Origin of the sequence: Nocardioides sp. GCM10030259, assembly GCF_042666375.1 — a bacterium.
GTDB lineage: Bacteria > Actinomycetota > Actinomycetes > Propionibacteriales > Nocardioidaceae > Nocardioides.
In genome coordinates, this window is sequence record NZ_JBHTDF010000002.1 from 219,869 (window position 1) to 245,284 (window position 25,416).

Below are 25,416 nucleotides of genomic sequence, written 5' to 3' on the forward strand. Positions count from 1 at the left end.
GCGCCGGTCTGGACCGGCCGGGAACCGGTCCGCCGGGCGCGACGTCGTACCCGCGTGAGAACGATCCTGACAACCGCCGCGCTGCTCCTGGCCCTGACCGCCTGCGGCAGCGACGACGGCGACAGCACCGCGACGGACGCCGGGCCGACCGACGCCGCAGCGACCACCGACCGTCCGACGGCCGTGCCGCCCGCACCCGGTTCGGTCCACACCCGCGTCCTCGCGACCGTCATGGACACCGGCACGCCCGAGCTCTGCCTCGGCCCCGTCGCCGAGTCCTATCCGCCGCAGTGCGGCGGCCCCGAGCTCGTCGGCTGGAGCTGGCAGGACCAGAACGGCGTCTTCGAGCGGCAGGGCGACACCCGGTGGGGGCAGTTCCACGTCACCGGCACGTGGGACGGCGAGCGGCTCACGGTCTCCGGCGCGATCCCGGCCGCGCTGTACGACGCGATGCCCGTCGAGGGGCCCACGCACCCCGAGCCGGCCGAGTCGCTCGGCCAGGCCGACCTCGAGCGCATCCAGGCCGAGGTGCAGGACCTCCCCGGCGCCCAGGGTGCGTACGTCGACGGGCCGCGCGTGATCGTCGACGCGGTGTACGACGACGGCTCGTTGCAGACGTGGGCGGACCAGACCTACGGCGAGGCCGTGGTGGTCGTCGTCCCGGCGCTGGTCGACGACGAGTGAGCCCTGCGGCTCAGGAGTCCGCTGCTTCGAGCGACAGGCTGATCGAGTTGATGCAGTAGCGGTCGCCGGTGGGGGTGCCGTAGCCGTCGGGGAAGACGTGGCCGAGGTGGGAACCGCAGCTGGCGCAGCGGACCTCGACCCGCTTCATGCCGTGCGAGTTGTCCTCGAGGTACTCGATCGTGTCGCTGATCGGCTGGTAGAAGGACGGCCAGCCGCAGCCGGAGTGGAACTTGGTGTCCGACTCGAACAGCTTGGCCTGGCACGCCTTGCAGCGGTAGACGCCCGTGGTCTCGGTGTCGGTGTACTCACCCGTGAACGCCCGCTCGGTGCCGGCCTGCCGCAGCACGGCGTACTCCTCCGGCGAGAGCTCCTCCCGCCACTCCGCGTCGGACTTCTCCACGTTGTAGGCCATGGCTCGATTGTAGGTTGGGGCCCATGGCGAAGCCCCCGGCGGTCGAGGTCGAGGCGGGCGGCCGTGCCGTCCGCGTGTCCAGCCCGGACCGGGTGATCTACGAGGCGACCGAGCGGACGCCCGACGTCACCAAGCTGATGGTCGCCCAGTACTTCGCGAGCGTCGACGACGGTCTGATGCGCGCCCTGCGCGACCGGCCGACCGCGCTGGAGCGCTGGACCTCCGGCGTACGGCCCGGCATGCGGCTCGCGACCGGGCCGGCGGACAAGAACGCCGACGCGTTCTACCAGAAGCGCGTGCCCAAGGGTGCGCCCGAGTACGTCGAGACCGTGCAGGTCACCTTTCCCTCCGGCCGCACGGCCGACGAGATCTGCCCGACCGAGATCGCGGTGCCGGTCTGGTGCGCCCACATGGGCACGCTGGTCTTCCACCCGTGGCCGGTGCGACGCGCGGACACCGACCACCCCGACGAGCTGCGGATCGACCTCGACCCGCAGCCGGGCACGACGTTCACCGACGCCGTCCGCGTCGCCGGCGTCGCCCGCGAGCTGCTCGAGGAGCTCGGCCTGCGCGGCTACCCGAAGACCTCGGGCAACCGGGGCGTGCACATCTACGTGCGCATCGAGCCTCGGTGGGAGTTCACCGACGTGCGGCACGCCGCGATCGGGTTCGGCCGCGAGCTGGCCCGACGCGACGAGGGCGTGACGATGGACTGGTGGAAGGAGGAGCGCGGCGAGCGCATCTTCGTCGACTTCAACCAGAACAACCGCGACCGGACCATCGCGTCGGCGTACTCCCTGCGGCCGCTGCCGGGCGCCCCGGTCTCGACGCCGGTGACCTGGGAGGAGCTCGCGGGTCTGACGGACCCGCGCGAGTTCAACCTGTTCACCGTGCCCGACCGCGTCGCCGACGGCGACCCGTGGGCGACGATCGACGACACCGCTCACTCCCTCGAGCCGCTGCTGCGCCTGTGGGAGGAGCTGCCGGGCGGCGAGATGAACTTCCCGCCGGACTACCCGAAGATGCCCGGCGAGCCGCCCCGGGTGCAGCCGAGCAAGAAGGTCGCCGAGCACTGGGACGAGCAGGGCAACCGGATCGGGTGAGGTTGCGCCCGCGAGCGGACGGGTAAGGTCCGGATGTGACCGAGACCGAGACCGCGGAGCCGACGTTCGAGGTCGGGATCGCCCATTCCGCGGGCCACACGGTCGTCGAAGTCAGTGGCGACCTCGACGTCTTCACCGCCACCCGCCTGCGGCAGGTGCTCTTCGACCCGGTGCTGTGCAGCGGTCCGCACGTCGTGGTCGACCTCGACGGCATCACCTTCATGGACTCCACCGGCATCGGCACGCTCGTGGCGGCCCGGCGCTGGCTGACCTCGCGCGACGCCACGATCACCCTGGTGTGCACCCCCGGGCCCGCGCTGCGGCTGCTCGAGATGGTCTGCCTCGACAAGGTCTTCGACATCCACGACTCCGTCGCGGCCGCCACCGCCTCGGCCTGATGGCCACCCCCTGATGACCATCCCCCGATGACAGAGGACAGCCGGGTCGCCCGCAACCTCGGCGAGCCCGACAAGCACGGCCCCGCGGGCGCTCCCCGCTGGGCGGCGTACCTCGACTGGGTCCGCGCCGACGTCGCGGCCGCCGTGCTGGCGCTGCCGGAGGAGCGGCGGCGTACGGCGCTGGTGCCGTCCGGCTGGACCCCGATCGAGCTCCTGAGCCACGTGCTGCACATGGAGCAGCGCTGGTTCGTGTGGGGCTTCCTGGGCGAGCCGGTCGACGAGCCGTGGGGCGACTGGACGGTCGACGAGCCGTGGGACGAGTCCGCCGGCGGACGCTGGATCGTCGCCGACGACGTGACCGCCGAGGAGCTCGCCGAGCGACTGGACCGGATCGGGGAGCGCACCCGCGGGGTGTTGCGCGACTTCCCGCTCGACGCGGTCGCGTCGCCGGGCGGCCGGTTCGCCGACGACCCGCCGTCGCTGGAGTGGATCTGCTTCCACGTGCTGGCCGAGTACGCACGGCACGCCGGGCACCTCGACATCGTGGTCGAGCTCGGCGACCGGCGCTGAGCGGCGTACTCGAGGGCACACGCGCAGGAACCCGCCCCGCCTTCTCTGACTACGAGAGCGCGGGACGGGTTCCTGGTGACCGAACGGACCGGGCGTCCCCCAACGCCCACCGCGCCCCCATGTGTCGCGGTCACGTTCCGGTCGATCGTCGGGTACGACGCTATGGCGCGCCGATGCACAGAGCGGCCACGCCGGATCCACGGGACGTCCACCGTTCGGCAACGGTTAGCCTCGACCCCGTGCTGCTCGCCTTCGACACCGCGACCCCGCTCGTCTCCGTCGCCCTCCACGACGGGGAGTCGGGCGACGTCGTCGTGGAGCACCTCGCCGAGCGCCCGATGAAGCACGCCGAGCAGCTCGCCCCGCTCATCGACCGGGCGATGTCCGACGCCGGCATCGTCCGGCAGGACCTCACCGCGATCGCCGCCGGCGTCGGCCCCGGCCCGTTCACCGGCCTGCGGGTGGGTCTGGTGACCGCGCGGACGCTCGGCTTCGTGCTCGACATCCCAGTCTACGGCGTGTGCTCGCTCGACGTGCTCGCCGTCGAGGCCGTCGACACCGGCGCGGTGACGGCGCCGTTCGCCGTCGCGACCGACGCGCGGCGCAAGGAGGTCTACCTCGCGCGGTACGACGCCGACGGTGCCCGCCTCGACGGACCGCTCGTCGACAAGCCCGCGACGCTCGCCTGGGACGGCCCGGTGGTCGGCCAGGGCGCGGTGCTCTACCCCGACCACTTCCCGCATCGGGTCGGGCCGGAGGCCCCGAGCGCCGGATGGCTGGCGCGAACCGTCGCGGAGGAGCGGGCCGAGCTGCTCGACCCCGAGCCGCTCTACCTGCGCCGCCCGGACGCCGACGCGGCACCCACCCGCAAGCCGGTCTCGTGACCGTCCGGCCGGCGCGCGAGGACGACGTACCCGCCATCGCCGCGCTGGAACGCGACAACCTCGGCGCCGACGCCTGGTCCGAGGCGCTGGTCGCGGAGGGCGTGACGGGTGCGCTCCCGACGATCACCTACCTGGTCGCCGAGGTCGACGCCGGAGACGGGCCCAGCACTGTCGGCCACGCGGTGGCCAGCGTCGCCGGCGACATCGCCGAGCTCCAGCGGATCGCCGTCGACCCGGCGCACCGCCGCCACGGGCTCGCATCCGCGCTCCTCGACGCCGTGCTGGCCGCGGCGCGCGCGGGCGGCGCCGACCGGCTGCTGCTCGAGGTGCGCGAGGACAACGCCGGCGCGCTGGCGTTCTACGCCGCCCGCGGCTTCGTCGAGGTCGACCGGCGGCGCCGCTACTACCGCGACGGTGCGACCGCCGTCGTGCTGCGCCGGGGCCTCGGCGTCGGCTGCGGCCGCGCCTAGGGGTGCATCCGCGCGCCCTTGACGATCTTGTCGACCGCGTTGCGGGGCGCGTGGATCGCCAGCCCGACGAGGTCGAGGTCGTCCCGGCCGACGGCGGCCACCGCCGCCCGGTTGTCCTCGTCGTTGCCGGTGCGGAAGAGGTCGGCGGTGAAGACGCCGACGGTGAGGTCGCGGCGCAGCGCCCGCTCGTGCGCCAGCCGGAGCGTCTCCGCGTCGGCCTCGAAGACGAGCACCGGCTGTCCGAGCATCGCGAGGTACGTCGTGCCGTCGGCGTCCTCGTAGGGCTTCCCGATGAGCTGCGGCCACTCGTAGGCGATGCCGCTGACGAGGAACGCCGTCATGTTGAGCCGCTGCCAGGGGGCGAGGTCCTCGCGGACCAGCACGGCGATCTTGGTGTCGAAGGGCATGGTGCGACGATCGCGCGACCGGCGCCCCGCGGTCTTGTACGTTCGTGACATGTCGGCGCCCACGATCCGGGCCTGGCGGCCGCAGGTCGCCGGAGTCGCTGAGGTGCTGCACGCCCACTTCCCGGACCATGCCTACCCGCCGCACACCCACGACACGTGGACGCTGCTGATCGTCGACAGCGGCACGGTCCGCTACGACCTCGACCGCCACGAGCACGGCGCGCTCGGCGACCGGGTGACGCTGCTGCCGCCGCACGTTCCGCACGACGGGCGGTCGGTCGAGACCGACGGCTTCCGCAAGCGGGTCGTCTACCTCGACGCCGACCGGATCGGGCTCGACCGGGTCGGCGCCGCCGTCGACCATCCCGGCTGGGTCGAGCCGGCGCTGCGTCGTGAGGTCAGCGCGCTCCACGACGCGCTGGGCCATCCGGGCGACGCGTTCGAGGCCGAGGTCCGGCTCGCGGTCGTCACCGACGGGCTGCGGCAGCGGCTGGCCGGCACGACCCACGTCGTACCCCGCGACCGGCCGCTGGCCCATCGCCTGCGGGACCTCCTCGACGAGCGCGTCGTCGAGGGCGTGACGCTCTCCGACGCGGCGGTCGGGCTCGGCGTGAGCCCGACCCACCTGGTGCGGTCGTTCGGCGCCGAGTTCGGGATCGCACCGCACCGCTACCTGACCGGCCGGCGCCTGGACCGCGCCCGCCGGATGCTGCTCGCCGGGGAGCGGGCGGCCGACGTCGCCGTCGCCGTCGGCTTCCACGACCAGGCCCACCTGACGCGCCACTTCCGCCGGATGCTGGGGGTCGGCCCGGCGGCGTACGCCCGGTCGGCACAATGAACGGGTGACGGACGAGCCGCTGATCCTCGGGATCGAGACCTCCTGCGACGAGACCGGCGTCGGCATCGTGCGCGGGCGCACCCTGCTCGCGGACGCCATCGCGAGCAGCGTCGACGAGCACGCGCGGTTCGGCGGCGTGGTGCCCGAGGTCGCCAGCCGCGCCCACCTCGAGGCGATGGTGCCGACGATCGAGCGGGCGTGCGAGACCGCCGGCGTACGCCTGTACGACGTCGACGCGATCGCGGTGACCAGCGGACCCGGGCTCGCCGGCGCGCTGATGGTCGGCGTCGCCGCCGCGAAGGCGCTCGCCGTCGGGCTCGGCAAGCCGATCTACGGCGTGAACCACCTCGCCGCGCACGTCGCCGTCGACCAGCTCGAGCACGGTCCGCTGCCCGAGCCGTGCCTGGCGCTGCTGGTGAGCGGTGGGCACTCGTCGCTGCTGCGGGTCACCGACGTGACCATCGGCGTCGACCCGCTCGGCTCGACGATCGACGACGCGGCGGGGGAGGCGTTCGACAAGGTCGCGCGGCTGCTCGGCCTGCCGTTCCCCGGCGGCCCGCACATCGACCGCGCGGCCCGCGAGGGGAGCACCGTCTACGTCGACTTCCCCCGCGGCCTCACCTCCCGGCGCGACCTCGAGCGGCACCGCTTCGACTTCTCGTTCTCGGGCCTCAAGACCGCCGTCGCGCGGTGGGTCGAGGCCCGCGAGAAGTCGGGGGAGCCGGTGCCGGTCAACGACGTCGCGGCGTCGTTCCAGGAGGCCGTCTGCGACGTGCTCACCCGCAAGGCGATCGACGCGGCCGCCACCGAGGGCATCGACGACATCCTCATCGGTGGCGGCGTCGCCGCGAACTCACGCCTGCGCTCGATGGCCGAGGAGCGCGCCGCCGCCCGCGGCATCCGGGTCCGCGTCCCGCGCCCCGGCCTCTGCACCGACAACGGCGCGATGGTCGCCGCCCTGGGCGCCGAGATGGTCACCCGCGGTCGTACGCCGTCCCGTCTCGACCTACCCGCCGACTCCTCGCAGCCGGTGACCGAGGTCCTCGTCTGAGCCCGAAATCGGGATAGTCCGTCACGTTGCGGTCGGTCGCACCCCCGTGTCGACGACCAGAACGTGACGGACTATCCCGTCGTTACGGCGTGCCCGCCGTCACGGCGTGTGGACCGGCTCCTCGGGGACCTCGGACAGCTCCTTGGGTGCCTTCCGGTCCTCGTGGCCGGGCCACCAGGCGGCGTGGCCGATGAGGGCGGTCAGGGCCGGGGTGAAGAACATCGACATCACGAACGCCGCGATGAAGATGCCGAACGACAGGGCGAAGCCCATCGACATCATCAGGCTGTTGCCGCTGAGCATCAGCGAGGCGAACGTGCCGGCCAGGATCACACCGGCCGCCGCGATGGTCGGACCTGCGTGCCTGACCGCCTCGGCGGCCGCCGGACGCGGCTCCTTGCCCTCGCGGGCCTCCTCGCGCAGTCGCGCGATCATCAGGATGTTGTAGTCGGTGCCGAGCGCCGTCACGAACAGGTAGATGTAGATCGGCAGCATGAAGATCAGGCCGCTGTCGCCCCCGATGCCCTGGAAGGCGATCACCGTCGCGCCGAGGGTCGCGGCGAAGCTCAGGCCCACCGCGGCCATCAGGTAGAGCGGCGCGACCAGGCTGCGCAGCAGCAGCGCGAGGATCAGCATGATCACCAGCGCGGCGACCGGGAAGACCACCTTGTAGTCGCGGACCATCGCCTTCTGGAGGTCGGCGAAGACGCCCGGCGTACCGCCGACGAACGCCTCGGTGCCGTCGGGCGCCGCCTCGTGGGCGGCGTCGCGGATCGGGCCCTTGACGTCGTTGAGCGCCTGGTCGGAGACCGGGTCGCTGTCGAGCACGACCATGAACTGTGCGGTCGTACCGTCCTCCGACGGGGTGGCCGGGAAGACCTGGGCCACGCCCTTCGCCTCGCCGAGCGCTGCGCCGAAGGCTTCGAGGCCACCCTCGTCGAGGGTGCCGTCCTCGGCCTGCAGGATCACCGGCACCGGCTCGCTCGCGCCGGCGGCGAAGTGGTCCTGGAACGTGTGCAGCGCCTCGGTCGACTCGACGTCGTCGGGCAGGCTCGAGTTGAAGTCGAACGACGGGTTGAAGCCGAACGCGAAGACCGCGAGCACGGCGAGGAGCAGGCCGGAGGCGCCGGCGAAGGCGCCGGGGCGGCGGCCGAGGTTCTCGCCGATCTTCGCGAACCGGGCGGCCTGGGGCTCCCGCTTCCACTTCTTCGAGGGCCAGAAGAGCGCGCGTCCGAGGAGGGTGACCACGGCCGGGACCAGGGTCAGCGCGGCGACGAGCGTGACCGCGACCGCGATGGCGAGCGCCGGGCCGATCGCCTTGAAGATGCCGAGCGAGCTGAGCAGCAGCGCGAGGAAGGCCACGATCACGGCGCCACCGGCGGAGGCGATCGCCTCACCGGCCCGCTCGAGAGCGTGGACGACGGACGCGCGGGTGTCCTCGCCCTGCCGCAGTCGCTCGCGGTAGCGGAACAGGAAGAACAGGATGTAGTCGGTGCCGATGCCGTAGAGCACGACGACGAGGATCGTCTGGATCGAGGAGTCGGCCTTGAGGTCGAACGCCTCGTTGGCCCAGCCGATCAGTCCGGTCGCGACGATCGACACGATCGTGACGACGACGATCGGCATCAGGCAGATGATCACGCTGCGGAAGATGATCGCCAGGAGGCCGACGATCAGCACGATGGTGACGATGCCGACGATGGCGAGCGCGCGCTCGCTGGACTCCTGGGAGTCGAAACCCTGCGGCACGGAGCCGGTGGTCGTCACCTTCAGGTCGGTGCCCTCGGTGAGGTCCGCGATGGAGTCGCGCATCGACTCGGCGTCCTCGAACGCCTGGGTGTCGTACCCGGTCGAGCCGTCGGCGAGGCCGACGATGCCGATCTGGACCTGACCGTCCTCGGAGACGTTGGGCTGGCCGTCGGGGCTGACGGTCACCACCTGCTGGACGAAGGTGTCCGCCCCCAGCTGCGGGCCGAGCTCCTCCGAGATCCGGCCGACCTCGGCCTGGTCCTCCTCGGACAGCGCCTCGCCGTCCTCGCGCTCGAAGACGATCAGGGCGGCGGGCGTCGTGGCGCCGGGGAACTTCTCCTCCTGGATCTTCATCGCCTGCACCGACTCGTAGTGGTCGGGCAGGAACTCCGACTCCTCCTGCGTGGTGGTGAGTGCGGGTGCGAAGGCGGCGACCGCGATGGCTATTGCCACCCATGCGCCGATGACGAACCAGGGACGACGGGACGTGAGACGACCAAGGGCTGCGAACACGTTGCCCGACTCTACCGACGGTGGGCGTCCGGATGCCTCCGACTTTCGTCTATCTCCGGCCGAACTCCTGGCTACTCGGAGAAGACGAACTCCTGGACGATCTCGGGGTTCCCGCCACCCTGCTCGGGTACGACGACCTCGGCGTCGCCCCAGTCGACGCCGACGCGGTCCAGCGACCACTGCAAGGTGTCCCAGTTGGTCCGGGCGACCAGCAGGTGGGTCGCGTCCGCCCACGCGGCTCTGCTGATCACGTCGCCCTTGCCCGCGGACTCGAAGCCGCCGACCTCCTCGAGGTCGAGGTCGTACGTCGTGCCGATGCCGAACATGTTGTTGTCGCCCACGAGGCTCAGCAGGTGCTGCCCGTCGGGGGAGAACCTCAGGCTCGCGGCCCCGCAGGTGCGCGCGACCATCTCCTGCGCGGCCTCGGGTTCGTACAGACCCGAACACCCGAACTGCGGGTCCGAGTCGTCGGCGTACTGCACGGCCCAGAGGTCGCCGTCGGGACTGACGTCGGTCACCCGCAGTGGCTCGCTGGTGGTCAGCTCCCGGTATCCCTCGACGGTCAGCTCACCCGTGGTGGTGTTCCAGTCGCCCACCAGCACGTGCTCCGGATCGAGGACTGCGTCGATGCTCCCGGAGGCCTCGCCGGGCATCGGGATCCCGGCCAGGGTCGTCGGCTCGGCGACGCCGCTCGCCAGCACCCGCACGGTCAGGTCCTCGGCGACCCAAGCGACCGCGTCGTCCTGCGCCGAGCTGGTGATCGCGTTGGTGTCCACGTCGTATGTCGCCTGGCGGGTGCCGTCGGGCGCGTAGACGCGCACCCCGAGCGGCTGCGACATCCCGACCACGATCCGCCCGTCGGTGAGGACCGCCAGCTGCGAGACGTCGGCGTCGTCGACGTCGAGCGGCACGGTGTCTCCGCTCGGCAGCGTGACGACGCCGTCGTGCAGGACCGAGGCGCCCGGCGCAGCGGGCGGCACGGGTGCGGGCTCGGGTGCCCGGTCGCTGCCGCCGCCCGTCAGGACCGCCGGCACCAGCACGACGGCCGCCACTGCGGCGGCGACGCCGGCCGCCACCGCCGTACGCCGGCGGCGCTGGATCCGGCGGGCGCGGCCGCGCACGGTCTCGAGCGCGAGCGGGGCTCCCTGGATCTGGTCGGCGCGGCGCTCCAGCTCGCGCGCGAAGGTCTCCTCGGTCATCGCTCCTCCTCCCGGAGCTCGGCGGGCGTCCGTTCGCGCAGGGCGGCGAGCGCCCGGCTGCACTGGGACTTCACGGTGCCGACGGAGATGCCCAGCACTTCGGCGGTCTCGGCCTCGGTCAGCTGCTCGTAGTAGCGCAGCACGACGACGGCGCGCGCCTTGCGCGGCAGTGTCTGGACGACCTGCCAGACCGCGGCGGACCGTCCCTCGTCGTACTCGTCGTGGCTCTCGGTGCGGTCGGGCACCTCCCCGGTCGGGACCTCGCGCCGCCGCCAGGCTCGCCGCCACAGCGAGTTGTTCTCGTTCACGATGATCCGGCGCACGTAGGCGTCGACCGACTCCCGGTCGTGCACCCGGTCCCAGGCGAGGTAGAGCTTCGCGAACGCCGTCTGGAGCAGGTCCTCGGCCTGGTGCTGGTCGCCCGTGAGCAGGTACGCCGTGCGCAGCAGTCGCGCCTGGCGCGCCTGGAGGTACGCCGTGAAGTCGGCGTCGCGGTCCGTCATCGCCGCTCCAGTCTCCCCGATCGTCTGCACACTCCGAAGACGCGGTCCGGTGGGCGATGGTTGCAATTCTTGCGTGATGCGCTTGGCTGGCCGCATGCATCAGGTGAAGGGCGTGGTCGCCCGTGGGAAAGGTCAGCCGGTCGAGGTCGTCACGATCAACGTCCCGGATCCGGGGCCGGGTGAGGCGCTGGTGAAGGTGCAGGCCTGCGGGGTCTGCCACACCGACCTGCACTACCGCGAGGGCGGCATCAACGACGACTTCCCGTTCCTGCTCGGCCACGAGGCCGCAGGCGTGGTCGAGGCGGTCGGGCCGGACGTGACCGGCGTGGCGCCGGGCGACTTCGTCGTGCTCAACTGGCGTGCGGTGTGCGGCGAGTGCCGGGCCTGCAAGCGCGGCGACCTGCAGTACTGCTTCGCGACCTACAACGCGACGCAGAAGATGACGCTCGAGGACGGGACCGAGCTGTCGCCGGCGCTGGGCATCGGGGCGTTCGCGGAGAAGACGCTGGTCGCCGCCGGCCAGTGCACGAAGGTCGACCCGGCGGCGCGGCCGGCCGCGGTCGGCCTGCTCGGCTGCGGCGTGATGGCCGGCATCGGCTCGGCGATCAACACCGGCGCCGTCACGCGCGGCAAGTCGGTCGCCGTGATCGGCTGCGGTGGCGTGGGCGTGGCCGCGATCGCCGGCTCCGCGCTCGTGGGAGCGAGCCCGATCATCGCCGTCGACATCGACGCCAAGAAGCTCGAGACCGCCGAGCGGATGGGCGCGACCCACACCGTCGACTCCTCGAAGGTCGACCCGGTCGAGGAGATCAAGCGGATCTCCGCGGAGTTCTACGAGGGTGCCGACGGCGCCGACGTCGTCATCGAGGCGGTCGGCCGGCCGGAGACCTGGAAGCAGGCGTTCTACGCCCGCGACCTCGCCGGCACCGTCGTGCTGGTCGGCGTACCCACGCCCGACATGAAGGTGCCCGACCTGCCGCTCATCGACGTGTTCGGCCGGGGCGGGGCACTGAAGTCCAGCTGGTACGGCGACTGCCTGCCCAGCCGCGACTTCCCGATGCTGGTCGACCTCTACCGGCAGGGCCGGCTCGACCTCGACGCGTTCGTGTCCGAGGAGATCGGCATCGGCGACATCGAGGCGGCGTTCGAACGCATGCACCACGCCCCCGATCAGCAGAGCGTGCTGCGCTCGGTGGTGATCATCTGATGACGGCGCGAGTGGACCACGGCGTCTCCTCCGGCACCTTCAGCCTCGACGGCCAGACCTTCGACGTGGACAACAACATCTGGGTGGTCGGCGACGAGGCCGAGTGCGTCGTGATCGACGCGCCGCACGACGTCGCCGACATCCTCGCGATCGTCGGGGACCGCAAGGTCAAGGCGATCGTGTGCACCCACGCCCATGACGACCACGTGCGGGTCGCGCCGGGGCTGCGTGAGGAGGTGGTCGCGCCGATCATGCTGCACCCCGACGACAAGCCGCTGTGGGAGCTGACCCACACGAAGTACCTCTGGGACCTCGACCTCTCCGACGGACTCACGATAGAGGTGGCCGGTACGACGTTGCAGGTGCTGCACACGCCGGGCCACGCCCCCGGTGCGGTCTGCCTCTACGCGCCCGACCTCGGCTGCGTCTTCACCGGCGACACGCTCTTCAACGGCGGCCCCGGGGCGACCGGACGGTCGTTCTCCGACGAGGACCTCATCAAGGAGTCGATCCGGGCGAAGCTCTTCGCGCTGCCCGACGACACGGTCGTGCACACCGGCCACGGCGACGACACCACGATCGGGGCCGAGAAGGCCGACCTCGGCTGACGCACTGCCGATCGGTGCTGGCGGGACCTAGGTCCCGCCAGCACCGTGCTTCGGGCCCTGCCGACGGCGCTCAGCAATTTCTAACGTTCTTGGTGAAGCGAGGACAAAGGAGTCCCGCCAACCAAGGGAGGCGCACGATGCGCTCGGCATTCGACAAGTTGATCTCGTGGACGGGACTGGCCCTGGCCGCCGTCCTTCTCATGGCCGGTGGCCTGCTCACCTGGGCGAACGTGTTCATCGGTGACCAGGTCGAGGCCCAGTTCGCGCAGCAGGACATCGTGATGCCGGAGGGCGAGGCGCTCGCCAGCCTCCCGAAGGCCGACGCCGAAGCCCTGGAGCCCTACGCCGGCAGCCCGCTCGACACCGGGCCCGAGGCCAAGGCGTTCGCGGACCACTACATCCTGGTGCACATGAACTCCTCGGGTGAGGCGCTCGCGGGCGAGCCCGTCACCTACGAGGAGGCCAGCGGCCAGGCTCGCGCCCTCGCGGCCGAGATCGCCGAGAACCCGAACGCCACCCAGGCGCAGAAGGACGAGGCAGCCGCGTGGATGGACCTGCGTGAGTCGCTCTTCATGGGCAACACCCTCCGCGGCCTGCTCCTCTACGGCTACGCCTTCGCGACCGTCGGCACCATCGCCGGGATCGCCGCCATCGCGGCCTTCGCCGGGGCGGCCGCCCTGCTGCTCCTCTTCGGGCTCGGCCTCTGGCACGCCAGGAAGGCTCGCCAGGAGGGTGGCACCGAGGTCCCGCGGGCAGTTCCCCAGCACGCCTGACCCCACCACGCCGAGTCGGCGCCGGTTTCACGCAAACCGGCGCCGACTCGGCACGTTCGCGTCAGAACGGCGCGACCAGCAGGGCGATCCCGTGCCCGGCGGCCCGGGTGAGCACGATCGTCGCCTCGCTGTCGCCGCTGAGGTCGAGGCGCTTGCGCAGCTGGTCGGGTACGACGTCGACGCCGCGCTTCTTGATGGTCAGCCGGCCGACCCCGCGCTCGCGCAGCGCGGCGCGCAGCTGCTTCTCCCGGTAGGGGAGCTCCTCCAGCACCCGGTAGCCGCGCGCGAACGGCGTACGGAACGACGCGTCCGAGGTGACGTAGGCGATGTGCTCGTCGATGAGGCCGCCCTGCACGCCGGCGGCCACGGCGGTCACGAGTCCGGCCCGGATCACCGCGCCGTCGGGCTCGTAGAGGAACTCGCCGAACGACCGAACGGGGGCGCCGCCCGGGTCGTCCTCCGAGGTGAGCGAGGCCAGCCCGCCGCCGGCGATCACCGTCGCCCGGCGGTCGGTCGTGGCGAGCCGCCCGGACCAGAGCGCGGCCTCCTTGACCTCGCCGTGGTCGCTCACCCATTCGGCCTCGATGCCCGGCGGCAGCAGCTCGTGCGGGACGCCCGGCGCGACCTTCACGCACGAGTCGCGGGTCAGCAGGCGCTCCACGAAAGACCACGGCGGCGTCCAGCCGTCGACGTCGAAGGTGCGGCCCCGGGCACCACGGCGGGCCGGGTCGGCGAAGGCCACGTCGAAGGGTGTGGTGTCGATCGTCGTCGCGTCGGCGACCTGCACCGCGCCGGGCAGGTCGAGGGCCGCGAGGTTGGCGCGGGCCACCTCGACGCGGACCGGGTCGAGGTCGATGCCCGCGCAGACCAGTCCGGCGCGGGCGGCGGCCACGAGGTCGCCGCCGATGCCGCAGCCGAGGTCGATCAGCGTCGTGGCCGACGACGCGACCACCCGGGCGGCCCGGTGCTCGGCGACCCGTAGGCGGGTCGCCTGCTCGAGGCCGTCGGGCGTGAAGTACATCCGGTCGGCGAGGTCGCCGAGCTTCTCGCGGGCCCGAACCCTCAACGTGGCCTGGGTCAGGGCCGCGGCGACGTGCGCCGGCTCCGCCGTACGCCGCAGCCGGGTCTGGGTCGCAAGCGAGTCGTCACCCGCGGCGATCGCCTCGGCGAGCAGCAGCTGCCCGTCGTCGGTGAGCAGCCAGCGGAAGGCGTCGAGGTCCACGGCCCCGATCCTGTCAGCCGGGGGTATCGCTGGCACTCAGTCGGGCAGAGTGCTAGTTTCTGATCTGGCACTCTCCCCGTGAGTGTGCCAGCGCCTGTGACCCGGTGCGACCCCCGCGACGGCGTACCGATTCCCAGGCACCAGACGTGCATCACCCACATCATCGAAGTGCCAGAAAGTGGAGGTCGACATCGTGTCGGTCAACATCAAGCCTCTCGAGGACCGCATCGTCGTCAAGCCGCTCGACGCCGAGCAGACCACGGCCTCGGGCCTGGTCATCCCGGACACCGCCAAGGAGAAGCCCCAGGAGGGCGAGGTCCTGGCGATCGGTCCGGGCCGGATCGACGACAACGGCAACCGCGTCCCGCTCGACGTGAACGTCGGCGACAAGGTCATCTACAGCAAGTACGGCGGCACCGAGGTCAAGTACGCGGGCGAGGAGTACCTCATCCTCTCCGCGCGCGACGTCCTCGCCATCGTTTCCTGAATCACCGACGGGTCGTGTGCCTGACGCCGCGCCATGGCGCGTGCTCAGGCACACGACCCGGTCTTCGTTAGAGGAGAGTCATGCCGAAGATCCTGGAGTTCGACGAGAGCGCCCGCCGCAAGCTGGAGCGCGGCGTCGACGCACTCGCCAACGCCGTCAAGGTGACGCTGGGCCCCAAGGGTCGCTACGTCGTCCTCGACAAGAAGTGGGGCGCCCCGACCATCACCAACGACGGCGTGACCGTCGCGCGTGAGGTCGAGCTGGACGACCCGTTCGAGAACCTTGGTGCCCAGCTCACCAAGGAGGTCGCCACCAAGACCAACGACATCGCCGGTGACGGTACGACGACCGCGACCGTGCTCGCCCAGGCGATGGTCCACGAGGGCCTCCGCGCGGTGGCCGCGGGCGCCAACCCGATGGGCCTCAAGCGGGGCATGGACGCCGCGGCCGAGGCCGTCGGCGACGCGCTCAAGGAGGCGGCCCGCGAGGTCGACTCCGTCGAGGACATGGCGTCCGTCGCGACGATCTCGAGCCGCGACAGCGTCATCGGCGACCTGCTGTCGCAGGCCTTCGACAAGGTCGGCAAGGACGGTGTCATCACCGTCGAGGAGTCCAACACCCTGGGCACCGAGCTCGACTTCACCGAGGGCATGCAGTTCGACAAGGGCTACATCAGCCAGTACTTCGTGTCCGACCCGGAGCGCATGGAGGCCGTCCTCGACGACCCGTACATCCTGCTCCACCAGGGCAAGATCTCGGCCGTTGCCGAGCTGCTCCCGCTGCTGGAGAAGGTCATCCAGTCCGGCAAGCCGCTCTTCATCCTCGCCGAGGACGTCGAGGGCGAGGCGCTGTCGACGCTGGTCGTCAACAAGATCCGCGGCACGTTCAACGCCGTCGCGGTGAAGAGCCCGGCCTTCGGCGACCGCCGCAAGGCGATGATGCAGGACATCGCGACCCTGACCGGCGGTCAGGTCGTCGCCCCCGAGGTCGGCCTCAAGCTCGACCAGGTCGGCCTCGAGGTGCTCGGCCAGGCCCGCCGCGTCGTGGTGACCAAGGACAACACCACGATCGTCGAGGGTGCCGGCGACCACGCCGAGGTCGAGGGCCGCGTCAACCAGATCAAGGCCGAGATCGAGTCCACCGACTCCGACTGGGACCGCGAGAAGCTCCAGGAGCGCCTCGCGAAGCTGGCCGGCGGCGTGTGCGTGATCAAGGTCGGCGCCGCCACCGAGGTGGAGCTGAAGGAGAAGAAGCACCGCATCGAGGACGCCGTCTCCGCGACCCGCGCCGCGATCGAGGAGGGCATCGTGCCCGGCGGTGGCTCCGCGCTCATCCACGCTGTGTCGGTGCTCGAGGGTGACCTCGGCCTGTCAGGCGACGAGGCGGTCGGCGTCCGCGTGGTCCGCAAGGCGGCCGACGAGCCGCTGCGCTGGATCGCCGAGAACGGCGGCGAGAACGGCTACGTCGTCACCACCAAGGTGCGCGAGCTCGGCAAGGGCAACGGCTACAACGCCGCCACCGGCGAGTACGGCGACCTGGTCGCCCAGGGCGTGCTCGACCCGGTCAAGGTGACCCGGTCCGCGCTCGTCAACGCCACCTCGATCGCGGGCATGCTGCTCACGACCGAGACCCTGGTCGTCGACAAGCCCGAGGACGAGGACGAGTCCGCGGGCGCCGGTCACGGTCACGGCCACGGGCACGGCCACTGATCGGCCACTGACCCGGCACCACCTGTGCGCTGACCCGGCAGAGAGCTCTCTGCCGGGTCAGCGTCATTTCAGGGCAGTCGTCTCAGGGAAGCAGCGTGCCAATGTGCTGGGTGGCGCCCTTCGCGCCGTCGACCGGGGTGTGCCACTGGAACTGGCCGGGGTTGCCGAGCCGGCCGCCGAGCGCGTACGACGAGATCGTGTCGCTGACCTGCAGCAGCCGGTCGGTCGCGAGGTCGTACACGTAGGTGCCGCCATCGCCGCCACCCTGGAACACCGTCACGTTCACGACGTCGCTGCCGGTCGGGAGCCAGCCGTCGACGCCGTTGTCCTGGAGAGTGGCCACCTGCTCGCCGTCGGTGCTGAGGACCTGCACCCGGTCGTCGCGGGTGTTGCCCGAGTAGGTGCCGCAGTACTGGCCCATCACGATGCGGTCGTCCGTCGCCCCGAAGGACAGCAGGTTGCACCTCTCGCCGGTGTGCGGATCGAAGGAGTGCTCCTCACCGGTCGCCAGGTCGCGCACGTGCACCAGGCCGGCGTCGCCGTTCGTCGAGTCGGTCCAGATCATCGACGAGTCGGTGAAGGCGAGGCTGCCGACGGTCATCCCCTCGTCGCGGACGTCGTGCATGTCGTCGAGCGAGGCCGACCACAGGTGGTAGGTGTCGCCCTCGGCGTCCGCGTCGTCGGCCTCGCCGTCGGGGCCGGTCGGCCAGCCGCCCTCGGGGACCCGGCCCTGGGTGGCCGGCTGGAAGACGTACAGCCGGTCGTCGGGCCCGAGCACCGATCGCCAGACGTCGACCGCGGGGAGCTCCGGCCACTTCATGCCGCTCCACCGGCCGCCGTCCCGGTCGAAGAAGTAGGCGAGCGGGAACCCGTCGCCGTCGTCGCCGAGCAGGGTCAGCTCCTCGCTGCCGAGCTCGATGGGCCAGGTCTGGCTCGCCCCGGCGTGGAGGTCCGGCAGCCAGTCCTTGGCGCCGGTCGCGGGATCCATCAGTGCGTAGCGGGCCTCGGCCTGGTCGGCGCGCGGTCCGTCGCGCAGGAGGATCATCCCGTCGTCGGTGACGCCGTCGAGGTACTGCCCGTTGTCGCGCATGAGGTTCTTGTTGGTGTACAACGCGAGCACCTCGTAGTCGCGTCCCTCCACCGCACGCGTCGCGTCGGCGAGCGAGATCGTCGGTGCGTCCGGCTTCGGCGGCGCGTCGGTAGTGCTGACGCCGCTCCCGTCGGTGCCGGGCCAGCCGAGCGCGGCGACGGCGACGACGCCCGCCGCGGCCAGGGCCGCGGAGCCGACGGCGCCGCGGCGGCGGCGTACCCGACGGCGCCCGGCGTCCATGACGCCGGCGAGGTCGAGGTGGTCGGGCGGCGCGCTCTCGACATTGCGGCGCAGCAGCTCCTGGAGGTCGTTCACCACGGCAGGTTCTCCTTTCCGGCCACGACGAGCTCGTCGCGGTGGGCGGCCTCGAACATCCCCCGCAACGAGGCGAGAGCGCGCGAGGTCTGGCTCTTGACGGTGCCCTCGCTGCACCCGAGGGCGGCTGCGGTCTCGCGGACGTCGAGGTCCTCGAAGTACCGCAGCACCACGCAGGCGCGCTGCCTCTCGGGCAGCCGGGCGAGGGCGGTCATCAGCGCGGCGCGGTCGGAGACCCCGGCGGCCACGTCCTCCGGCGAGGACACGTCGGGCGTCGAGGCCAGCGGACGCTCCCGGTTGGAGCGCTTGCGACCGGCGTCGAGGACCACGCTCACCACGGCCTTGCGGGCGTAGGCGAGCTCGCGCCCCTGCCGCTGCAGTCGCGGCCACGCCACGTAGACCCGGATCAGCGCCTCCTGGACGTGGTCGGAGGCGCGGTCCCAGTCGCCGCAGAGCAGGTACGCCGTGCTCCGCAGTCGCGACCGGCTGGCGGTCGCGAACTCGGTGAAGGCGGCGTCAACGCCCGCGTCGCGCGTCATGCCCTTCCAACGTGGTCGGCGCCGGACCCGTTGCATCCACCGTCCGAGTTTCTCAGCAGTTCGGCTCCACCGGGGTCCGTTCGACGCCACGCCGCAGGTAGACCGGCTGGTCGTTGCAGGTCGCGCCCGCCACGACGTACTCCTGCTCGATCGCGGCCTCGAGGTCGTCGACCCCCTCGTCGGACCACGCGTCGAGGTGGACCCACCGCACCAGCCAGGTGGGTGCGTCGGGGCCGGCCAGCAGGGTGGTGAGGTCGGCGTACCCGGGATCGTTCGTGCGCATCGGGAGGCTCCACAGGTAGGGGTACGACGAGGAGAGGCCGCTCGTCCGCTGCAGGTCGGGCCGGCCGCCGAAGACGACGAGGGTGTCGCCCGGCTCGGCGGACGCCGCGATCGCCTCGCCCGTGCGCACCTCGTCGAACTCCTGCTGCCCGGTCGCGTTCCAGGCCAGCCAGAACACCATGCCCGCGCAGGCCGACGCCGTCGCGAAGACCACCACGCCGCGCATGGTCCGGCCCGGGCGTCCGTCGCGGCCGGCGAGCAGGGCAGTGCACAGCGCGGCGCCGGGCACGAGCGGGATCAGGTAGTCCTGCCAGAAGCTGCCGCCGGCACCGAGCGAGACCAGGTCTACGGCCATCACGGCGAGCGTCGCCGCGGTCACCGGCGGGTCGTAGCGCCAGAGCTCGCCCAGGTGGGCGACGACGCCGGCCAGCACGGCGAACAGGCCGGTGGCGAGCGCGATCACCAGCAGGATCCAGGCCCGGCGCTCGGTGGCGTCCGTGGACCCGTCCGCGATCACTTGCGCCGCGGCGGCGCGGAACCCGTAGACGGTGTCCCAGAGCACGCCGAGCCGGACCCCGGCGGCCTCGGCCCATGCGACGGTGGTCAGCACCGGTGCGGCCGCGCCGGCCGCGCCGGCCACGGCGAGCGCGGCCGCCGACCGGCCGGGCAGCCGGCCGGTGCGCCACGCGACGAGCAGCAGCACGCCGGCGAAGAGCAGCCCGGTCGCGAGGTTCTGCTTCAGCCCGACGGCCAGCGCCGCGGTGACGCCGGCCGCGAACGCGACCGGCCACGACTCGCGGCGTACGGCCAGCAGCGTGAGCAGCATGCTGCCGAGCACGCAGGGGAGCGCGAGCAGCTCGCCCTTCACCGCGACGACGTCGATCATCGGGTTCGACAGCAGCGCGGCGGTCAGCACCGCGGTCCACACGGTCGCCCGTGGACCACTGACGGTGCCTGCGACGGCGGCGGCGAGCAGCACCGCGAGCCCGGCGACCAGGGCGCCGAGCACGCGCAGCGTCGTCACGCCGCCCAGCGCGTCGACGGCGTCGAAGACCGCGACCAGCGAGGGCGGCCGGTCCACCCAGTAGGTGCCGAAGACACTGTCCGGCCGCGGGTCCCACGCCCCGGCGACGAGCAGGAACCCGGCCTCGTCGGCCCGCACCGGTCGGGTGAGCGCGGGCAGCCGCGCGAGGATCGTGACGACCACCGCGACGGCGACGGGATACCGGCGCAGGAACGTCACGCGTGAACTGTAAAGCGCCCGAAACAACCCGGACGTCGCGGCGCAACCTCGCCCGGCCACGCTGGCGCCATGTTGTGGAGGATCCGTACGACGTTGCCCGATCGACCGGGCGCCCTGGCCGTGCTTGCGGCGACCTGTGGGGAGGCCGGCGTCAACATCCTGGGACTGCAGATCTTCCCCGGAGTCGAGGCCGTCACCGACGAGCTGGTGCTCAGCTCGCCGGACGACTGGTCCGAGGCCGACCTCGCCAGCCTGCTCGGCCGCTCCGGCGGCGTGCTGGTGAGCGCGCAGCGATGCACCGAGGCCGCGCTGGCCGACCAGCCGACCCGCTACGTGCAGGCGGCCCGCGCGATCCTCGCGCAGCCGGCGTCCTTCCCCGACGTGGTCGGCCGGCTCTTCGACGCCGAGCCCGATCCCGCCACGGCCGGCGACGTCATGGAGATGACCGTCGGGGACGTGCAGGTGCAGGTGCGCCGCGCCGCGCCGTTCACCGCCACCGAGCACGCGCGCGGCACGGCGCTGGCCGACCTGGTCACGGACGTCATCGAGCGTGCGCGCGAGAGCGCCATGGTGTCCCGGCCCGGTCGGCTCATGGGCGGCGGCGCGACCCCGGAGTACGTCGTGGGCGACGACTCCGTGTCGGCCCTGATCGACGGCGTGCCGGTCGGGCTGGCGGTCGTGCGCCCGGCCACGGGAGAGCCCGGCGTGCGGCCCGTCACCCTCAGGGTCGACCCCGCCTGGCAGCGGCGGGGGATCGGCTCCCGTCTGCTGGGCGACGTCGCCCGGCTCGCCCACGCTCTCGGCGCCGAGGAGATCGTGCTGACCACCCGGTCGGACAACCAGGCGATCCTGCCGATGGTGCTGGCCGCCGGGCTGCGCGGCCGGATCCGGATGGCGGCCGACACACTGACCGTGCGGATCGCGGTACGGGACCTCAAGCGGCTGCGGGTCTGAGGGCCGGCCACGATTCCCGGGAGGCGTGTCGCCGTCGGTAGGCTGGGGCAATGGAGGTACCGGAGAAGTTCGCCCCGCTCGGCCTGACCTACGACGACGTCCTCCTGCTGCCCGGTCACTCGGACCTGGCACCCGCGGACATCGACACGACCTCGCGACTCACCCGCGAGATCTCGCTCAAGGTGCCGCTGATCAGCGCGGCGATGGACACCGTCACCGAGTCCCGGATGGCCATCGCGATGGCGCGCCAGGGCGGCCTCGGCGTACTGCACCGCAACCTCTCGATCGAGGACCAGGCCTACCAGGTCGACCTCGTGAAGAGGACCCAGACCGGCATCATCCCCAACCCGGTCACGATCGGCCCCGACGCGACGCTCGAGGAGCTCGACCGGCTCGCGGGGGAGTACCGCGTCTCCGGCTTCCCCGTCGTCGACACCGACAACCGACTCCTCGGCATCATCACCAACCGCGACCTCCGGTTCACACCGGTCGCTGAGTGGTCGACCACCAAGGTCGACGAGGTGATGACGCCCATGCCGCTCATCACCGGTCCGGCCGACATCGACCGGGACGAGGCGACGACGCTGCTGCGCAAGCACAAGCGCGAGCGGCTCCCGCTGGTCGACGAGCAGGGTCGCCTCGCCGGCCTGATCACCGTCAAGGACTTCGTCAAGGGCGAGCAGTTCCCGAACGCGACGTACGACGGCTCCGGCCGGCTCATGGTCGGCGCGGCCATCGGCTACTTCGGCGACGCCTGGCAGCGCGCCACCACCCTCATCGAGGCCGGCGTCGACGTTCTCGTCGCCGACACGGCACACGGAAACGTGCGGATGCTGCTCGACATGGTCCAGCGGCTGAAGTCCGACCCGGCCACCCGGCACGTGCAGGTCATCGGCGGCAACGTCGCGACCCAGGAGGGCGCGCAGGCTTTCGTCGACGCGGGTGCCGACGCGGTCAAGGTAGGCGTCGGACCGGGCTCGATCTGCACCACCCGCGTCGTGACCGGTGTCGGCGTGCCGCAGGTGACCGCGGTCCACGAGGCGTCGCTCGCCTGCAGGCCGGCCGGCATCCCGGTGATCGCCGACGGCGGCCTCAAGCACTCCGGCGAGATCGCGAAGGCCGTCGTCGCCGGCGCCGACACCGTGATGGTCGGGTCGCTGCTCGCGGGCTGCGAGGAGTCGCCCGGCGAGCTCGTCTTCGTCAACGGCAAGCAGTTCAAGTCCTACCGCGGCATGGGCTCGCTCGGCGCGATGTCGAGCCGCGGCAAGAAGTCCTACTCCAAGGACCGCTACTTCCAGGCCGAGGTCAGCAGCGACGACAAGATCGTCCCCGAGGGCATCGAGGGCCAGGTCGCCTACCGCGGCCCGCTCGCCGCCGTCGCCCACCAGCTCATCGGCGGCCTCAACCAGTCGATGTTCTACGTCGGCGCGCGGACCATCCCGGAGCTCCAGGACAAGGGCAGGTTCGTCCGGATCACCCAGGCCTCGCTCCAGGAGAGCCACCCGCACGGCGTGCAGATGACCGTCGAGGCACCCAACTACTCCGGTCGGTAGCGCCGATAGGCTGGACCGGTGACCGACATCGAGATCGGCCGGGCCAAGCGCGCCCGCCGCGCCTACTCCTTCGACGACATCGCGATCGTGCCGTCGCGGCGTACCCGCGACCCCGAGGAGGTCAGCACGGCCTGGCAGATCGACGCCTATCGGTTCGAGATCCCCGTGCTCGCGGCGCCGATGGACTCGGTGATGTCGCCGGCGACCGCGATCGCCCTGGGTCGGTACGGCGGACTGGGCGTGCTGAACCTCGAGGGCCTGTGGAGCCGCTACGAGGATCCGGACCCGCTGCTCGAGGAGGTCGCCGGGCTGCGCGGCACCGAGGCCACGCGCCGGCTGCAGGAGATCTACCGCGAGCCGATCAAGGGTGAGCTGATCACCGAGCGGCTGCGCGAGATCCGCGAGGCGGGCGTCACCGTCGCCGGCTCGCTGTCCCCGGGCAAGACCAAGGAGTTCGCGAAGGCGGTCGTCGACGCGGGCGTCGACATGTTCGTCATCCGGGGCACCACCGTCTCGGCCGAGCACGTCTCGTCGCAGGCCGAGCCGCTGAACCTCAAGGAGTTCATCTACGAGCTCGACGTGCCGGTGATCGTCGGCGGGTGTGCCACCCACCAGGCCGCGCTGCACCTGATGCGCACCGGCGCCGCCGGCGTGCTCGTCGGCTTCGGCGGCGGCGCGGCCCACACGACGCGGACGGTCCTGGGCGTCGCCGTACCGATGGCCTCGGCGGTCGCTGACGTCGCCGCCGCCCGTCGCGACTACCTCGACGAGTCCGGCGGCCGCTACGTCCACGTCATCGCCGACGGCTCGATCGGCAAGTCCGGCGACGTCGCCAAGGCGATCGCCTGCGGCGCCGACGCGGTCATGGTCGGCTCGCCGTTCGCCCGCGCCAGCGACGCACCGGGGCGCGGCTTCCACTGGGGAACCGAGGCGCACCACCACGACCTGCCGCGCGGCCAGCGCGTGCAGTTCGAGACGATCGGCACGCTCGAGGAGATCCTCTTCGGCCCCTCGCGGGTCGCCGACGGCACCATGAACCTCGTCGGCGCGCTGCGCCGCTCGATGGCCACCACCGGCTACACCGAGGTCAAGGAGTTCCAGCGCGTCGAGGTCGTCGTCGAGTGACCGAGCCCGTCGCGGTGACCATCCACACCGACGGCGCGTGCGTGCCCAACCCCGGCCCGGGCGGCTGGGGTGCGCTGCTGAGGTACGGCGGGCACGAGCGCGAGCTCTGCGGCGGGCAGGTCGAGCCGACCACCAACAACCGCATGGAGCTGACCGCGCCGATCCGGGCCCTGGAGGCGCTGAACCGCCGGTCGGTCGTGCACATCTACACCGACAGCACCTACGTCCGCAGCGGCATCACCAAGTGGTGCGCGGGCTGGGCGAGCAACGGCTGGCTGACGTCGGCGAAGCAGCCGGTCAAGAACGTCGACCTCTGGCAGGAGCTGGTCGCCGCGTGCGAGCGGCACGACGTCGAGTGGCACTGGGTCAAGGGCCACGCCGGCGACGAGGGCAACGAGCGCGCCGACCGGCTCGCCGCCCGCGGCCTCGCCGAGGCGGTCGCAGCCGCGCCGGCGGCACCGTCATGACGCGGCTCCTCGTCGCCGCCGGCCAGGCCGCCTCGGTCTCGGGCGACCTCGACGCCAACGTCGCGACGTCCGCCCGGCTGGTCGGGCTCGCCGCGACCCAGGGCGTCCGGGTGCTCGTGCTGCCCGAGGCGTTCCTGACCGGGTACGACGCCGACGCCTTCCTCGGCCCGCTGCCCGACGCCGACGGGCTCGCCGGCGCCTGGCTCGACCCGCTCCGCGCCGCCGCGGCCGCGGGCGACGTCACCGTCGTGGCGAGCACCGCGCTGCGCCGCGGCGACGAGCGCCGGCTCTCGCAGGTCGTGGTGCGTCCCGACGGCACCACCAGTGCGCCGTACGACAAGCAGCACCTCGACGGCGTCGAGAAGGAGCTCTTCACGGTCGGCGACCACGGCGCGTCGATCACGGTCGACGGCGTCGAGCTGGGGCTCTCGATCTGCTACGACGGCTGCTTCCCAGAGCACGCCCAGGCGGCGGCGCTCGACGGCGCGGTCGGCTACCTCGCGTCGGCGGCGTACTTCCCCGGCGGTGCCCACCGCCGCGACCTCTACTACGCCGCCCGCGCGGTCGAGAACGGCATGTACGTCGTCCTCGCCGGCCTGACCGGCCGGTGCGGTACGTCCGAGTTCATCGGCGGCTCGGCGGTCTACGACCCCGAGGGCCGTCCCCTGGCCCGGCTCGGTGAGGAGGAGGGCCTCGCCATCGCCGAGATCGACACCGAGGTCGTCGCCGAGACCCGGGCCACGCACACGATGATCGGCGACCACCGGGCCACGCTGGGGCCGCGCGTCCGGTTCTGACCGCCCATCCGTGCCATCGACGCGCCGCCCTGCTGGCGGATGAATGACGCAACTGGGCTATGCCGACGCACGGGGGGCAGGGTCTACCTTCCTGCGTGGGGGAACGTGGGGAACCATCTCGGGTTCGGAGCCCGAGCTGGGAGCAGGTCCACGGACCGCACCTGGCTCGGGCCCTGCGGGGTCATCGGGTCTTCAGCCACACCACGATCAGGGCCGCCGCCGTCACCAGCCCGCCTAGGTACAGGGTGATCCGATCGGCCGACG

General features: G+C 72.2%; 27 protein-coding genes. 18 read left to right on the forward strand and 9 right to left on the reverse strand.

Annotated elements, in window-relative coordinates; genetic code table 11:
• Positions 1–54 precede the first annotated feature (54 nt).
• On the forward strand, positions 55–684 hold the full coding sequence (locus tag ACFQQI_RS01365; protein ID WP_378556775.1) for a hypothetical protein: 630 nt from the start codon (positions 55–57) through the stop codon (positions 682–684).
• A gap of 10 nt (positions 685–694) precedes the next feature.
• Here ACFQQI_RS01365 and msrB read toward each other — a convergent pair whose 3' ends face one another.
• Positions 695–1,096, reverse strand: coding sequence for a peptide-methionine (R)-S-oxide reductase MsrB (gene msrB, locus ACFQQI_RS01370; RefSeq protein WP_378556778.1), 402 nt, complete (start codon positions 1,094–1,096; stop codon positions 695–697).
• 23 nt (positions 1,097–1,119) lie between these two features.
• On the opposite strand from msrB, the gene ACFQQI_RS01375 reads away from it, so the two are divergent.
• The 5 genes from ACFQQI_RS01375 (at position 1,120) to ACFQQI_RS01395 (ending at position 4,521) form a co-directional block, all read left to right on the forward strand.
• Positions 1,120–2,199, forward strand: a complete 1,080-nt coding sequence (locus ACFQQI_RS01375) for a DNA polymerase domain-containing protein (protein ID WP_378556781.1) — start codon at positions 1,120–1,122, stop codon at positions 2,197–2,199.
• 35 nt (positions 2,200–2,234) lie between these two features.
• On the forward strand, positions 2,235–2,597 hold the full coding sequence (locus ACFQQI_RS01380; RefSeq protein WP_378556784.1) for an STAS domain-containing protein: 363 nt from the start codon (positions 2,235–2,237) through the stop codon (positions 2,595–2,597).
• A gap of 27 nt (positions 2,598–2,624) precedes the next feature.
• The gene (locus ACFQQI_RS01385) at positions 2,625–3,167 is read left to right on the forward strand and encodes a DUF664 domain-containing protein (RefSeq protein ID WP_378556787.1); all 543 of its coding nucleotides are present in this window, start codon (positions 2,625–2,627) and stop codon (positions 3,165–3,167) included.
• 239 nt (positions 3,168–3,406) lie between these two features.
• On the forward strand, positions 3,407–4,051 hold the full coding sequence (tsaB, locus tag ACFQQI_RS01390) for a tRNA (adenosine(37)-N6)-threonylcarbamoyltransferase complex dimerization subunit type 1 TsaB (RefSeq protein ID WP_378556790.1): 645 nt from the start codon (positions 3,407–3,409) through the stop codon (positions 4,049–4,051).
• Entirely contained in the window at positions 4,048–4,521 is a 474-nt protein-coding gene (locus tag ACFQQI_RS01395) for a GNAT family N-acetyltransferase (RefSeq protein WP_378556792.1), read from the forward strand. The genes tsaB and ACFQQI_RS01395 overlap by 4 nt, the downstream gene beginning before the upstream one ends.
• Here ACFQQI_RS01395 and ACFQQI_RS01400 read toward each other — a convergent pair.
• Entirely contained in the window at positions 4,518–4,928 is a 411-nt protein-coding gene (locus tag ACFQQI_RS01400) for a DUF2000 family protein (RefSeq protein WP_378556794.1), read from the reverse strand. The two genes, ACFQQI_RS01395 and ACFQQI_RS01400, sit on opposite strands and share 4 nt — an antisense overlap.
• 49 nt (positions 4,929–4,977) lie before the next feature.
• Here ACFQQI_RS01400 and ACFQQI_RS01405 point away from each other — a divergent pair, with 49 nt between their 5' ends.
• Together ACFQQI_RS01405 and tsaD are read left to right on the forward strand one after the other, a co-directional pair.
• A complete protein-coding gene (locus ACFQQI_RS01405; protein ID WP_378556796.1) occupies positions 4,978–5,766 on the forward strand; it encodes an AraC family transcriptional regulator in 789 nt (262 codons plus the stop codon).
• Positions 5,767–5,770: 4 nt separating this feature from the next.
• A complete protein-coding gene (gene tsaD, locus ACFQQI_RS01410) occupies positions 5,771–6,817 on the forward strand; it encodes a tRNA (adenosine(37)-N6)-threonylcarbamoyltransferase complex transferase subunit TsaD (protein WP_378556799.1) in 1,047 nt (348 codons plus the stop codon).
• A gap of 99 nt (positions 6,818–6,916) precedes the next feature.
• Here tsaD and ACFQQI_RS01415 read toward each other — a convergent pair whose 3' ends face one another.
• From ACFQQI_RS01415 to ACFQQI_RS01425, 3 genes are all read right to left on the reverse strand, one after another.
• Entirely contained in the window at positions 6,917–9,019 is a 2,103-nt protein-coding gene (locus ACFQQI_RS01415) for an MMPL family transporter (RefSeq protein WP_378556801.1), read from the reverse strand.
• Positions 9,020–9,150: 131 nt separating this feature from the next.
• Entirely contained in the window at positions 9,151–10,278 is a 1,128-nt protein-coding gene (locus ACFQQI_RS01420) for a hypothetical protein (RefSeq protein WP_378556804.1), read from the reverse strand.
• Complete coding sequence (locus ACFQQI_RS01425; protein WP_378556807.1) at positions 10,275–10,781, reverse strand: SigE family RNA polymerase sigma factor; 507 nt, start codon at positions 10,779–10,781, stop codon at positions 10,275–10,277. The genes ACFQQI_RS01420 and ACFQQI_RS01425 overlap by 4 nt, the downstream gene beginning before the upstream one ends.
• A 94-nt stretch (positions 10,782–10,875) precedes the next feature.
• Here ACFQQI_RS01425 and ACFQQI_RS01430 point away from each other — a divergent pair, with 94 nt between their 5' ends.
• The 3 genes from ACFQQI_RS01430 (at position 10,876) to ACFQQI_RS01440 (ending at position 13,369) form a co-directional block, all read left to right on the forward strand.
• The gene (locus ACFQQI_RS01430; RefSeq protein WP_378556810.1) at positions 10,876–11,988 is read left to right on the forward strand and encodes an S-(hydroxymethyl)mycothiol dehydrogenase; all 1,113 of its coding nucleotides are present in this window, start codon (positions 10,876–10,878) and stop codon (positions 11,986–11,988) included.
• The gene (locus tag ACFQQI_RS01435) at positions 11,988–12,596 is read left to right on the forward strand and encodes an MBL fold metallo-hydrolase (RefSeq protein ID WP_378556813.1); all 609 of its coding nucleotides are present in this window, start codon (positions 11,988–11,990) and stop codon (positions 12,594–12,596) included. Before ACFQQI_RS01430 ends, ACFQQI_RS01435 begins: the two co-directional genes overlap by 1 nt.
• A 137-nt stretch (positions 12,597–12,733) precedes the next feature.
• Positions 12,734–13,369, forward strand: a complete 636-nt coding sequence (locus ACFQQI_RS01440) for a hypothetical protein (protein ID WP_378556816.1) — start codon at positions 12,734–12,736, stop codon at positions 13,367–13,369.
• Positions 13,370–13,430: 61 nt separating this feature from the next.
• Here the strand turns inward: ACFQQI_RS01440 and ACFQQI_RS01445 are convergent, their stop codons facing one another.
• Positions 13,431–14,591: a methyltransferase domain-containing protein gene (locus tag ACFQQI_RS01445; protein WP_378556819.1), complete on the reverse strand. Its 1,161-nt coding sequence runs from the start codon at positions 14,589–14,591 to the stop codon at positions 13,431–13,433.
• A 193-nt stretch (positions 14,592–14,784) separates the two neighbouring features.
• On the opposite strand from ACFQQI_RS01445, the gene groES reads away from it, so the two are divergent.
• Both groES and groL read left to right on the forward strand, forming a co-directional pair.
• Positions 14,785–15,078: a co-chaperone GroES gene (groES, locus tag ACFQQI_RS01450; RefSeq protein WP_378557486.1), complete on the forward strand. Its 294-nt coding sequence runs from the start codon at positions 14,785–14,787 to the stop codon at positions 15,076–15,078.
• Between the two features lie 80 nt (positions 15,079–15,158).
• Positions 15,159–16,787: a chaperonin GroEL gene (groL, locus tag ACFQQI_RS01455; protein ID WP_378556822.1), complete on the forward strand. Its 1,629-nt coding sequence runs from the start codon at positions 15,159–15,161 to the stop codon at positions 16,785–16,787.
• A gap of 82 nt (positions 16,788–16,869) precedes the next feature.
• Here the strand turns inward: groL and ACFQQI_RS01460 are convergent, their stop codons facing one another.
• The 3 genes from ACFQQI_RS01460 to ACFQQI_RS01470 are packed head-to-tail and all read right to left on the reverse strand — an operon-like array spanning position 16,870 to position 20,256.
• Positions 16,870–18,192: a hypothetical protein gene (locus ACFQQI_RS01460; protein WP_378556825.1), complete on the reverse strand. Its 1,323-nt coding sequence runs from the start codon at positions 18,190–18,192 to the stop codon at positions 16,870–16,872.
• Positions 18,189–18,731 carry a SigE family RNA polymerase sigma factor gene (locus tag ACFQQI_RS01465; RefSeq protein WP_378556828.1) on the reverse strand — a complete coding sequence of 181 codons (543 nt, stop codon included), beginning with the start codon at positions 18,729–18,731 and terminating at the stop codon, positions 18,189–18,191. The genes ACFQQI_RS01460 and ACFQQI_RS01465 overlap by 4 nt, the downstream gene beginning before the upstream one ends.
• A gap of 52 nt (positions 18,732–18,783) precedes the next feature.
• The gene (locus ACFQQI_RS01470) at positions 18,784–20,256 is read right to left on the reverse strand and encodes a hypothetical protein (RefSeq protein WP_378556831.1); all 1,473 of its coding nucleotides are present in this window, start codon (positions 20,254–20,256) and stop codon (positions 18,784–18,786) included.
• A 69-nt stretch (positions 20,257–20,325) separates the two neighbouring features.
• Between ACFQQI_RS01470 and ACFQQI_RS01475 the strand changes: the two genes are divergently transcribed.
• The 5 genes from ACFQQI_RS01475 to ACFQQI_RS01495 are packed head-to-tail and all read left to right on the forward strand — an operon-like array spanning position 20,326 to position 25,152.
• Entirely contained in the window at positions 20,326–21,210 is an 885-nt protein-coding gene (locus tag ACFQQI_RS01475) for a GNAT family N-acetyltransferase (RefSeq protein WP_378556834.1), read from the forward strand.
• Positions 21,211–21,260: 50 nt separating this feature from the next.
• On the forward strand, positions 21,261–22,763 hold the full coding sequence (gene guaB, locus ACFQQI_RS01480) for an IMP dehydrogenase (RefSeq protein WP_378556837.1): 1,503 nt from the start codon (positions 21,261–21,263) through the stop codon (positions 22,761–22,763).
• 18 nt (positions 22,764–22,781) lie between these two features.
• A complete protein-coding gene (locus ACFQQI_RS01485) occupies positions 22,782–23,888 on the forward strand; it encodes a GuaB3 family IMP dehydrogenase-related protein (protein ID WP_378556840.1) in 1,107 nt (368 codons plus the stop codon).
• Positions 23,885–24,355, forward strand: coding sequence for a ribonuclease HI (rnhA, locus tag ACFQQI_RS01490; RefSeq protein ID WP_378556843.1), 471 nt, complete (start codon positions 23,885–23,887; stop codon positions 24,353–24,355). The genes ACFQQI_RS01485 and rnhA overlap by 4 nt, the downstream gene beginning before the upstream one ends.
• Positions 24,352–25,152, forward strand: coding sequence for a carbon-nitrogen hydrolase family protein (locus ACFQQI_RS01495; RefSeq protein ID WP_378556846.1), 801 nt, complete (start codon positions 24,352–24,354; stop codon positions 25,150–25,152). Before rnhA ends, ACFQQI_RS01495 begins: the two co-directional genes overlap by 4 nt.
• The last annotated feature ends 264 nt before the right edge of the window (positions 25,153–25,416 follow it).

Bases quoted from the DNA above. Each gene is read 5' to 3' on its own strand.
- msrB (WP_378556778.1), bottom strand. From the start codon at position 1,096: ATGGCCTACAACGTGGAGAAGTCCGACGCGGAGTGGCGGGAGGAGCTC.
- ACFQQI_RS01375 (WP_378556781.1), top strand. From the start codon at position 1,120: ATGGCGAAGCCCCCGGCGGTCGAGGTCGAGGCGGGCGGCCGTGCCGTC.
- ACFQQI_RS01385 (WP_378556787.1), top strand. From the start codon at position 2,625: ATGACAGAGGACAGCCGGGTCGCCCGCAACCTCGGCGAGCCCGACAAG.
- ACFQQI_RS01400 (WP_378556794.1), bottom strand. From the start codon at position 4,928: ATGCCCTTCGACACCAAGATCGCCGTGCTGGTCCGCGAGGACCTCGCC.
- ACFQQI_RS01405 (WP_378556796.1), top strand. From the start codon at position 4,978: ATGTCGGCGCCCACGATCCGGGCCTGGCGGCCGCAGGTCGCCGGAGTC.
- ACFQQI_RS01420 (WP_378556804.1), bottom strand. From the start codon at position 10,278: ATGACCGAGGAGACCTTCGCGCGCGAGCTGGAGCGCCGCGCCGACCAG.
- ACFQQI_RS01425 (WP_378556807.1), bottom strand. From the start codon at position 10,781: ATGACGGACCGCGACGCCGACTTCACGGCGTACCTCCAGGCGCGCCAG.
- ACFQQI_RS01430 (WP_378556810.1), top strand. From the start codon at position 10,876: ATGCATCAGGTGAAGGGCGTGGTCGCCCGTGGGAAAGGTCAGCCGGTC.
- ACFQQI_RS01435 (WP_378556813.1), top strand. From the start codon at position 11,988: ATGACGGCGCGAGTGGACCACGGCGTCTCCTCCGGCACCTTCAGCCTC.
- ACFQQI_RS01440 (WP_378556816.1), top strand. From the start codon at position 12,734: ATGCGCTCGGCATTCGACAAGTTGATCTCGTGGACGGGACTGGCCCTG.
- groL (WP_378556822.1), top strand. From the start codon at position 15,159: ATGCCGAAGATCCTGGAGTTCGACGAGAGCGCCCGCCGCAAGCTGGAG.
- ACFQQI_RS01465 (WP_378556828.1), bottom strand. From the start codon at position 18,731: ATGACGCGCGACGCGGGCGTTGACGCCGCCTTCACCGAGTTCGCGACC.
- ACFQQI_RS01475 (WP_378556834.1), top strand. From the start codon at position 20,326: ATGTTGTGGAGGATCCGTACGACGTTGCCCGATCGACCGGGCGCCCTG.
- guaB (WP_378556837.1), top strand. From the start codon at position 21,261: ATGGAGGTACCGGAGAAGTTCGCCCCGCTCGGCCTGACCTACGACGAC.
- ACFQQI_RS01495 (WP_378556846.1), top strand. From the start codon at position 24,352: ATGACGCGGCTCCTCGTCGCCGCCGGCCAGGCCGCCTCGGTCTCGGGC.